Here is a 10,492-nt window from a genome sequence, read left to right on the forward strand (position 1 = left end):
CGCCCGCTCCGCCATGCTATGCGAACGCCGCCCCCTCCCGCCGAAAGACCGACCGTGCCCATATCGATACGCCGCCGCGCCGCCCTCTTTGCCGCGCTGCTTTTCGCCGCAGCGCTGCCCCGCCACGCCGCCAGCGCCGAAACGAAGACGCGCGTCGCGATCCTCGGGGTCGATCATGCCGCGCAGCTCGTCGCCGAGCGGGATCAGCCGGGGGTGCTCGCCGCCTGGCTCGACGTGGCGAAGCCCGACGCGGTGTGTATCGAGCGCCCGCCCGAGCAGGCGTCGCGCGGCGATTATTACGAGTTCACCTACGAAGTGCAGGGCGTCATCCTGCCCTGGGCCGCGGCGCGCGGGACCGATCTCTGCCCGATCGACTGGACCCCGCCGATGGACGACCAGCTGCTCGGCTTCGGGCTCGACCTCGATACCCCGCCCGAAATCCGCAAGGCGCAGGGGTTCCAGGGCTTCCTGACCTTCCCCGACGCCAAGACGCTGGGCTGGGACTTTTTCGCCGCCGAGGATCCGGCAACGCTCGCGCCACTGCAAAAATGGGCAGGCGAGCCCGCGCCGCGCGCCGACCGCGACCTGCCGCGCCGCCTCTATCTCTATCGCACCTATATGCAGGCGCAGCGCATCCGCGCCGCCGCCAAAGCGCGGCCGGGGCAGACGGTGGTCGTGGTCGTCGGCTATTTCCACAAGCCCGATATCGAGGCGATTCTCGGCCACGACGCGGCGATCGAACTTGTCACTCCCGCGAGCCTCGGCCGCCCCGACGAAGCCGCGGTGCGTGCCGCGACGACGCAGGCGCATCGCGGCGCGATCCTCGCGTTCAACCTGCTGGGCATGCAGGCGGGCACCGGCAATGTGAATTGGGACTGGGTGGGGCGCGTGCTTGCCGATTTCGGAAAAGCCACCCCCGAAGGAAAATTGTTCGAGACGCGTCATGCGCTGCTGACGGGCAGGATCGCGCCCGCCGAGGCCGCCCGGCGCTACGCGGCGATCGCCGCCGATCCCGCCGCGGCGACGCCGCCGACGTGGAACGGCGTCAAGGACGGCGCGCGGATCGACAGCTTCTTCGATCCCTTCGGCAACCTCGACGTCGGCCAGCGCGCGCGCGTCGAGCGGGCGCGGAGCCTGTTCGCGCTGGGCAAGGCGAAGCAGGCCGAGGCCGAGCTCGCAAACCTCGCGGCCGAACTGCCGCCGCGCAAGGCGCTGCAACTGCAGGGCTATACGCCGCTGTTGAAGCCCGCCGCCGAATAGACCCGCGGCCTCCCGCGGCGGCTCAATCGCCGAACGCCCAGTTCAGGAAATCCTCCCACTCGCGCGGCACGACGGTGTCGTTGATCGCATAGAGGATGTCGCCGACATCGACCTCGAACTTCCGCATCAGTTGGTATTCGGCGGAGTCACGCTCCCCCAGGACATCGAGGACGGGTTTGATCTCCTCGACCGTTGCTCGCCAATATTTCCCTACCGCGCCGCGCTCGGCATGCTTGGCGAATTTGGCACATGGCAAGCGATAGGCTCGCACGGCCTTCGCGAACAGCTCCTGGTCCGACTGCTGCTTCCGCCAGGCATGAAACAACTCGTACATGCAATAGGGTGAGCGGAGATATTTGTCGCTGAGGATCGCGATGATGCGGTCGCCATCGGCAAGCGCGTCCATGAAACGATGGATGCTCTCGCCGTTGCGGATCGCGTCACGGTCGCGAACGATCTCGATCCCGCGGGCCTTCGCTTCGTCGCACAGCGCGTCGACGCGCGCCTCGCGCTCGCGGCCTTCGGGGGTGTCGTCGCCCCAGGCGTAGGAGACATACCATTTGCCGGCGGCCGAGGGATGCGCGCCCGCGCTGAGCGGGGCGGGTTCGTGTTTTTCCTCGTCGCGATGCTCGGGCGCGGGCCGCGCCCGATCAGGCTTGCTCTCGGCCGTCATTCCGATGGACTGCCCGATCTTGTCGACCTCCTCGACGAGCAGATCGACGAGTTCGGCGGCGCGGCCGTTGCGGCATGAAATGACGATTTCGCCGCCCCAGCCGTCGGCATCGGCGACCGCCTCGATCATCGCGACGCTCTGCCGGTGGCGTTCGAAGAACAACACCCCGGTCTGCCAATATTCGCCGAAGATGCGCGCATGGTCGCCGATCCGCGCGACGATCTGGCGGATCAGCCCGTGGTGGAGCAGGCTGTAGCGAAGCCGCGCCTCGACCACCTCGCCGCCCTGCCAGCGGGCCTCGATCTGCGCCGCCAGTTGCTCGCGTGGCGGTAGCAGCTCGGGGGCGATATATTCGGCACCCCCGTCGCGGTCGCCATGGCGATAATGGGTGAAGGCGATGCCGCAGCTTTCCATCATCGACAAGAACAGCCGTTGCTCGTCGAGGCCGTAGTCGCGCCAGGCCGTCTCGGCGATATCCTCGCGCCGGAAGCGTCCCTGCGCACGCTTGATCCGGCGGAAGCAATTGTCGCGGTTGAACACCGCATAGATGGCATCGAGCGCCCAATCCTGGTCGAGGATGATACGGTCACCGAACAGCCCCGGGCGATAGAAGATCACCCCGGCATGGTGGAGGAAATTGAGCAGATGCGGGGGCGAAGAGATGCCGCCGGCGTCGTCACAGAGCGCCCGGAATTCCTCCTGCGTCGTCATCTTGTGCTGCCGGGCGGTCGGCTCGCGCAACGCATCTTCGCTGCGCCAGGCCTCCAGCTGGTTGAGGACCGCCAACCGCCCCGTCCCGATCAGTGGTACGCCATGGCGATCCTTGATCCACTCCGCGGCCTCGCCGATCGCTTCGCGCAAGGCTGCGCCGCCAAGCTCGGTCTGCGCGCTGAACTGGACAATATTGTGCGATTCGAACCCTGTAAGATCGAGATCGACAAAACGGTTGTGCTGCCTTTGGCTTGGCGCATCGCATTGTGTCTGGACGATGATCAGCGGATTGTCGGGTCCGGCCAGTTGCCGGACATAATCGACCCAATAGGCCATCGGCCGGTTCTGGTGGATCAGTCCGTCGAGCAGTTGCTCGCGATTATCCTCCTGCTCCGGGCTCCAGCACAGCACGAAGATCGCGCGCGTCTTCATGAACAGGCTGTGCGTGCCGTGATAGATGTCCTGCCCGCCGAAATCCCAGACGCTGACGTCGAGTTCATCGCCCGAAGGCAGCGCGAGCGGCCCGCGCAGCACCTCGATCCCGTGCGTCGACGGGATCGCCGGATCATAGGGCAAGGGCATCGCGTCGCTGTTCAGCAGCCAGCGACGAAGCTGCGTCTTGCCGACCTGGCCGTTGCCGAGCACGATGACCTTGCTGCGCTCGAGCGGCACGGCGCCGGCGTCGAGATCGGCGAAGTATGCGCGGATGTTGGGGAGGCAGTTGTCCCTATAGTCTTGCGAAAGTTCCTCGCCGGGAATTCGGCCGATCCGTGCACTTACCGCAAACATCTCGGCCAAATCCGGGAGGTCAAACAAAGCTCTCGGCCAATTCCCCGTGGTCAATTCGGAGCAATAGAGGGCGACTAGAGAAGTCAGGCTCACAAGCGGACCCAAATCGCTCACGGGCGTCGATGAGCAATTGAGACGCATGAGCGCGCTCAACCCCAAAAGCGGGCCCAGATCGCTCACCCACGTCATCGAGCAATACAGTTCGGTCAGCGCGTTCAATCCTGAAAGCGGTTTCAGGTCGCTCACCGATGTCGACGAGCAATTAAGCACGGTCAGCGTGTTCAATCCCGAAAGCGGTTTCAGGTCGCTCACGGATGTCGACGAGCAATTAAGCTCGGTCAGTGAGATCAATCCCGAAAGCGGGCCCAGATAACTCACCGATGTCCGCGAGCAATTAAGCTCGGTCAGCGTGTTCAATCCTGAAAGCGGTTTCAGGTCGCTCACCGATGTCCACGAGCAGTTGAGCACGGCCAGTGAGGTCAATCCCGAAAGCGGGCCCAGATCGCTCACCGGCGTTCTGGCGCAACGGAGCCCGGTCAGCGCATGCAATCCTGAAATTGGGCTCAGATCGCTCACCGACGTACCGGCGCAACTAAGCTCGGTCAGCAGGTGCAATCCGGAAAGCGAGGCCAGATCGCTCACCAACGTGCCTGCGCAACTAAGCTCGGTCAGCGCGTGCAATCCGGAAAGCGGGCTCAAGTCGCTTACCGACGTCGTCGAACAATCGAGCTCGGCCAGCGCACTTAATCCAGAAAGCGGGCCCAGATCGCTCACCGACGTCATCGAACAATCGAGCTTGGCCAGCGCGCTCAATCCCGAAAGCGGCCCCAAGTCGCTCACCAACGTCATCGCGCAATTGAGATCGGTCAGCGCGTTCGATCCCCAAAGCGGGCCTAGGTCGCTTACGCCGGTCGACCACAACGTTAATATGGTAAGCGCCTTCAATCCCGAAAGCGAGCCCAGATCGCTCACCGACGTCCCCGTGCAATCGAGTTTCGCCAGCGCGCTCAATTCTGATAGTGGGCCCAGATCACTCACCGACGTCATCGCGCAATTAAGCTCGGTCAGCGCGCGCAATCCCGAAAGCGGGCCCAGATCACTCACCGACGTCATTGCGCAATCGAACTCGGTCAGCGCGCTCAATCCGGAAAGCACGCTCAGATCGCTCACCGAAGTGCCTGAGCAATCCAGCTTTTCGAGCCAATCGAAGCTCGCGATCGGTTCTAACAAGTCGAAAGCTTTATATCCTTCGAGAGAAAGCGACTTACTCTGTTCGGCCGCGCAAACTGCAAGGAGCGATGCGATCTCTCTCTCCGCTTCGTCGGCCGACAACCGTCCGCGACGTCGATACTCGATGTAGTCTACGCTCAATTCCTCTCCCCCGATTTTTCACTGCTACAGTATCGGTAGCTGAGCGCGATGCAAGCGAGCAGGATTTTTCCGCTAGTAAGCGCAGCAGCATCAACACCGACTTCCGTCATAATAGCTTTGTTATGCCTCCAACGCCCACCTACTACCGCCCACCACAGGGGGGTGCCCAACCCTCTCCCCCCTCGCTATAGCGGTCCGATGACCGCCCTCACCGCCCCCGAAAGCGCGACGCTCGACGTCGCTGCCGATGCGCCGATGCTGGCGCAGGTCGAGCGTTGGGCGGCGGTGAACAGCGGGACGGGGAATCTCGCGGGGCTGAAGACCGTCGCAGGGATGCTCGCCGACAGTTTTGCGGCGCTGCCCGGCGATATCTGCCTCGTCGCGCCCGAGCCGGTCGAGAGCGTCGATGCCGCGGGCAACATCCGGACGACGCAGCGCGGCGACCATCTGCACCTTCGCGTGCGACCGCAAGCGCCGGTGCAGTTGCTGCTGACCGGGCATATGGACACGGTGTTCGCCGCCGATCATCCGTTCCAGACGCTGCAATGGCTGGAGCCCGGGGTGCTCAACGGCCCCGGGACGGCCGACATGAAGGCGGGGATTTCGGTGATCCTCGCCGCGCTGACCGCGCTCGAAGCCTCGCCGCTGGCGGAGCGCGTCGGTTATGACGTGATGATCAACAGCGACGAGGAGACGGGCAGCCACGCCTCCGCCGCGCTGATCGCAGAACTGGCCAAGGGCAAGACCGCGGCGCTCACCTACGAACCCGCGCTGCCCGACGGCACGCTCGCGGGGGCGCGGCCGGGGAGCGGCAATTTCAGCGTCACCGTGCACGGGCTGTCGGCGCATGCCGGGCGCAATCCCGACGACGGGCGCAACGCGCTGCTCGCCGCCGCCGACCTTGCGCTGCGGCTTGCCAGGCTCAAATCGCCCGAGCTCAAGGTCAATCCCGCGAAGATCGATGGCGGCGGGCCGAACAATGTCGTGCCCGACAGCGCGATCCTGCGCGTCAACATGCGCCCGTCGACCCCCGAGGCGATGGTCGCGGCCGAGGCGGCGCTGCGCGATGCGATCGCCGCGGTGTCGCGCGAGCACGACGTGCATTGCCACCTCCACGGCGGCTTCAACCGCCCGCCCAAGCCGCTCGATGCGGCGGCGACGCGATTATTCGAACTGGTGCGCGACTGCGGCGCCGCGCTCGGCCTGCCGCCGATCAGCTGGAATGCGACGGGCGGCGTGTGCGACGGCAATAATATCGCGGCGTGCGGCGTGCCCGTGGTCGATACCATGGGCCCGCGCGGCGGCGCGATCCACTCTTCGGACGAATTTCTGATGGTCGACAGCCTCGCCGAGCGCGCGCAGCTGTCGGCGCTCGCCATGATGAGAATAGCGGAACGGGGGACGGTGTGAATTATGTGATCCGGGCGGCCAAGCCGGGCGATTTGCAGAGCATTTACGAGATGGCGAAGCTGACCGGCGGCGGCTTCACCAACCTGCCCCCCGACAAGAAGGCGCTGCGCGCCAAGCTCGAGCGCGCCGAGGCGAGCTTCGCGTCGGACAAGGAATATCCGTCGGACGAGCTCTATCTGATGATGCTCGAGGATCTCGACAGCGGCGAGGTGCGCGGGACGTGCCAGATTTTCGGGCAGGTCGGCCAGCGCTGGCCCTTCTATTCCTATCGCATCGGCACCGACAGCAAGCATAGCGAACAGCTCGGCCGCACCTTCCACGCGCAGGTGCTGATGCTGAGCAACGACCTCAACGGCGCGAGCGAGGTCGGCGGGCTGTTCCTGCACCCCGCGGCGCGCGCCGGCGGGCTCGGGCTGCTGCTCGCACGTTCGCGCTATCTGTTCATCGCGCGCCACCGCCCGCGCTTCGGCGACCGCATCCTCGCCGAGCTGCGCGGGGTGATCGACGAGGCGGGCGGCTCGCCCTTCTGGGACGGGGTCGCGGGCAAGTTCTTCGGGATGAATTTCCAGGAAGCCGACCAGTTCAACGCGGTCCACGGCAACCAGTTCATCGCCGACCTGATGCCCAAGCACCCCGTTTATATCGCGATGCTGGGCGAGCATGCGCGCAGCGTCATCGGCGTGCCGCACCCGACCGGCCGCGCCGCGATGCGCATGCTGGAGAATGAGGGCTTCGCCTTCGAAAATTATGTCGACATCTTCGACGGCGGCCCGACGATGACCGCGCGCACCGACCAGGTCGCGAGCATCCGCGACGCCAGGCATGTCGAGGTGACCCGCGTCGGCCCCATCAACGCGGACTCCGGCGAGGACGCGCTGGTCGCGACCGGGCGGCTCGCCGATTTCCGCTGCTGTTTCGGCAAGGTCGGCGCCGACGGCACGATCGACGCCGACACCGCGCGAATCCTGGGCGTCGGTGCGGGCGATGCGATCAGCTGGATCGCGCGCTGATGCTCACCGAGATCAATTTCGACGGCATCATCGGCCCGACGCACAATTATGCGGGGCTCAGCCGCGGCAATATCGCGTCGGCGAGCAATGCCGGCGACGTGTCGCAGCCGCGCGCCGCGGCGCTGCAGGGCCTGGACAAGATGCGCCACAATCTCGCGCTCGGGCTGCCGCAGGGCTTCTTCTGCCCGCTCGACCGGCCCGATGCTGCATGGCTGGAGGTGCTCGGCACGACGCTCGACGCCGCCGAGCCGCATCTGCGCGCGCAGGCCTGGTCGGCTTCGTCGATGTGGGCCGCGAACGCCGCGACGGTGTCGCCCGCGCCCGACAGCGGCGACGGCAAATGCCACCTCACGGTTGCGAACCTCGTCACCATGCCGCACCGCAGCCATGAGTGGCAGGGCACGCTGAAGCAGCTGAAGCTCGCTTTCGCGAACCCTGCTTTCGCGGTGCATGGCCCCGTCCCCGCGCCCTTCGGGGACGAGGGCGCGGCGAACCATATGCGGCTGTGCGACGGGCACGGCTCGGCGGGGGTCGAGATCTTCGTCTATGGGTTAAGCGGCGGACGCTTCCCCGCGCGCCAGCATCTCGACGCGTCGAAGGCGATCGCGCGCCACCACCGGCTCGATCCCGCGCGCACGCTCTTCATCCGCCAGTCGGACACCGCGATCCAGGGCGGCGCCTTCCACAACGACGTCGTCGCGGTGGCCAACGAGCGCGTGCTCTTCACCCACGAAACCGCCTTCCACGACCGCGAGGCCGCGCATGCCGAAATCCGCGCGGCCTTCCCCGCCGTCGAGATCGTCGAGGTCCCCGCCGAGGCGGTGAGCCTGCCCGACGCGATCAAATCCTATCTGTTCAACGCCCAGCTCGTGTCACTGCCCGATGGCGGCGGCATGGGCCTCGTGCTGCCGACCGAGGCGCAGGCGACCCCCGCGGTGTGGAACTGGCTGGAGGCGCATGTCGCGGGCAACGGCCCGATCCGCCGCCTGCTGCCCGTCGATGTCCGCCAGTCGATGGCGAACGGCGGCGGCCCCGCGTGCCTGCGGCTGCGCGTCGTTGCCGATCCCGCCGCGGTCGATCCGCGCTTCATGGCGAATGCGGATACGCTCGACCGGATTTCGGAGGTGGTGAGCAAGTATTGGCCCGAGGCGATCGCTGCGGGCGACCTGGGGTCGGCGGGGCTCACCGCGGATGTGCGGCGCGCGCGGGGGGCGCTGCTGGCGGCGCTGGGGCTGGGCGAGCTGGCGTAGAAAGTCGTCGCCTGCGAACCACAAAGATCCTCCCCACGCGCAGCGATGGGGAGGTGGCAGCCCGTAGGGCTGACGGAGGGGTTCGACGCCGGAGGCGTCGGCGCAACCTTTCAACCCCTCCACCACCGCCTGCGGCGGCGGTCCCCCTCCCCATGGCTACGCCAAGGGGAGGATCTTCAGGGGCCTCCCTATCTCCGAACCGCCAATCTCAGCGCAGCACACCCTTCGCCTTCATCGCGCGCGCATAGAAGATCAGCGCCAGCAGGATCACCCAGATGGTGATGCTGATGTACAGCGGCACCTCGCCCAGCGCCTCCCGGAACGCCGCGCCGTTCGCGACGAGCTGGTAATAGGTCACCCCCGCGAGCCCCACCGCCGACACGAGGAACGCGGTCAGCGCGTGGCGCGAGCGGAAGAGCAGCAGCAGCGAGCCGAGGAACGAGCCGAAGCCGCCGAGCGCCCAGCAGATGTTCGACCAGGCCGGCGCGCCGAGGACGAGCGCGCGCTGCGCTTCGTTATATTGCGACAGCCATGCCTCGCTCTGCATGTTGGTCATCGTGAAATCGACCACGGGAAAGGCGTTCCACAGCAGCGACAATGCGCCGATGACCCACAGGTGCCACGGCGTCTTTACAGCGTCGGTCATGATCTTCTCCCCCTCCGGAAAACTCAGGCGAAGCTACCAGATTTTGCGCCCGCCAGCAATGTGGTGATATAGTCGCGCAATACAGCAATGTTGCGGTCGAAATAGCCGATGTCGCGGTAGGTACGCGCCTGCATCACCGCTCCCTCCATCACCGTCAGCACGAATTCGCCGAGCGCCTTTGCATCGCTCCCGGCTGGCAGGCGGTCGGCCGCCGCGTCGAAGCAGCCCGCGATCGCCGCCGACCAGTTCGAGAAATTCGCCGCCATCAGCTCGCGCACCACCGGGTCGGGCTCGTGGATCTCGAGCGCCAGGCTGCCGATCGGGCAACCATAGGTGCAGTCGGTGACGATCAGGTGGGTGCGATAGCCCGCGAGCAGCGCGAAGATCCTTTCGATCGGGTCGTCGACGCCTTCCCAGTTGGGCGCGAGCAGCATCTCGTCGATCCCGTCGCGATAGAGTTCGAGCACGCCGACGAGCACGTCCTGCTTGCCGGGGAAGAAATGATAGAGGCTGCCCGAATGGACCTGGCTGCGCGACAATATGTCGCTGACCGAGGTCGAGAGATAGCCTTTCTCCCAGAACAGCTCCATCGCGGTCATCAATATGCGGTTGCGCGTGTCGGCGGCGTTCATGGCGCTCTCCTAACCCGCGCGATCATAGGCGGCGCGCAGCCAGCCCGCGACCTGCTCGTCGGCCTCGGCATCGGCAGCGATGCGCACGCGGTGCGACACCATCGCGTTCCAGCTGCCCGCGAGTTCGAGCTTGCCTGCGGGCTCCTGGCCCTTGAGCGCGAGGCCGATATCGAAGCGATCCTTGGTCGAGGGCATAAGCAGCGCGAACTGCTTCTTGCGGCGGAGGCTCACATAACCCTTCTTCGGCGCCGGCTCGACGTCGCTGCCGAAGCCCTGCACCAAAGCGACCAACCGGTCGTAGAGCGGGCGCCAATGCGCCTTCGCGCCGTCGAAGGCCGCATCGACCAGCGCGTCGTCGTCCTGCGACAGCGACGAGGAGGCGTTGGCGGCGTGCACGACCATATTGGCATAGCCATGCCCCAGCCCATGCTCGGCCTTCAGATGATTGACCAAGGCCATATGCGCGCCGATCCCGCTCGCCCGCGCGAGCGCGATCCATTCGCCCAGCGTCTTGCCGGTCTTGGTGCGGAGATTTTCCGCCATCGTCGCCATTTCGTCGGCCATGCCCTGCCTCCATGCGAGTCTTCCAACGACTTGATTGAATACTCAATCAAGTCGTTCGTCAAGTCTTTGTGCCGACGAGGGCTGAGGTCGGTTTTGCGGTAGGGAGCGGACATATTAATCCTCCCTGCGGCGAAGCCGTGGGGAGGGGGACCACCCGCAGGGTGGTCCCCCTCCCC

At 66.0% G+C, this 10,492-nt stretch carries 10 protein-coding genes; 6 read left to right on the plus strand and 4 right to left on the minus strand.

The features are described 5' to 3' along the window. Positions 1-54 precede the first annotated feature (54 nt). A complete protein-coding gene (locus ATE62_RS22330) occupies positions 55-1,260 on the plus strand; it encodes a hypothetical protein (protein ID WP_197411774.1) in 1,206 nt (401 codons plus the stop codon). A 22-nt stretch (positions 1,261-1,282) separates the two neighbouring features. Here the strand turns inward: ATE62_RS22330 and ATE62_RS23785 are convergent, their stop codons facing one another. Beyond that, a complete protein-coding gene (locus tag ATE62_RS23785; RefSeq protein WP_058810546.1) occupies positions 1,283-3,433 on the minus strand; it encodes a COR domain-containing protein in 2,151 nt (716 codons plus the stop codon). A 139-nt stretch (positions 3,434-3,572) separates the two neighbouring features. Here ATE62_RS23785 and ATE62_RS23790 point away from each other — a divergent pair, with 139 nt between their 5' ends. From ATE62_RS23790 to ATE62_RS22355, 5 genes are all read left to right on the plus strand, one after another. Continuing rightward, positions 3,573-3,806: a hypothetical protein gene (locus tag ATE62_RS23790; RefSeq protein ID WP_058810547.1), complete on the plus strand. Its 234-nt coding sequence runs from the start codon at positions 3,573-3,575 to the stop codon at positions 3,804-3,806. Positions 3,807-3,842: 36 nt separating this feature from the next. Then, on the plus strand, positions 3,843-4,793 hold the full coding sequence (locus tag ATE62_RS23795; RefSeq protein WP_197412029.1) for a hypothetical protein: 951 nt from the start codon (positions 3,843-3,845) through the stop codon (positions 4,791-4,793). Positions 4,794-5,002: 209 nt separating this feature from the next. Beyond that, complete coding sequence (locus ATE62_RS22345; RefSeq protein WP_058810548.1) at positions 5,003-6,214, plus strand: hydrolase; 1,212 nt, start codon at positions 5,003-5,005, stop codon at positions 6,212-6,214. After that, complete coding sequence (locus tag ATE62_RS22350) at positions 6,211-7,224, plus strand: arginine N-succinyltransferase (protein ID WP_058810549.1); 1,014 nt, start codon at positions 6,211-6,213, stop codon at positions 7,222-7,224. Before ATE62_RS22345 ends, ATE62_RS22350 begins: the two co-directional genes overlap by 4 nt. Then, complete coding sequence (locus tag ATE62_RS22355; protein WP_058810550.1) at positions 7,221-8,474, plus strand: N-succinylarginine dihydrolase; 1,254 nt, start codon at positions 7,221-7,223, stop codon at positions 8,472-8,474. The genes ATE62_RS22350 and ATE62_RS22355 overlap by 4 nt, the downstream gene beginning before the upstream one ends. Positions 8,475-8,682: 208 nt before the next feature. Here the strand turns inward: ATE62_RS22355 and ATE62_RS22360 are convergent, their stop codons facing one another. The 3 genes from ATE62_RS22360 to ATE62_RS22370 are packed head-to-tail and all read right to left on the minus strand — an operon-like array spanning position 8,683 to position 10,316. Beyond that, a complete protein-coding gene (locus ATE62_RS22360; RefSeq protein WP_058810551.1) occupies positions 8,683-9,120 on the minus strand; it encodes a hypothetical protein in 438 nt (145 codons plus the stop codon). A 23-nt stretch (positions 9,121-9,143) separates the two neighbouring features. Further along, entirely contained in the window at positions 9,144-9,752 is a 609-nt protein-coding gene (locus ATE62_RS22365; protein ID WP_058810552.1) for a TetR/AcrR family transcriptional regulator, read from the minus strand. A gap of 9 nt (positions 9,753-9,761) precedes the next feature. Then, positions 9,762-10,316, minus strand: coding sequence for a DUF4287 domain-containing protein (locus ATE62_RS22370; protein WP_058810553.1), 555 nt, complete (start codon positions 10,314-10,316; stop codon positions 9,762-9,764). Between the last annotated feature and the right edge of the window lie 176 nt (positions 10,317-10,492).

The organism is Sphingopyxis sp. HIX (genome assembly GCF_001468285.1).
GTDB lineage: Bacteria > Pseudomonadota > Alphaproteobacteria > Sphingomonadales > Sphingomonadaceae > Sphingopyxis.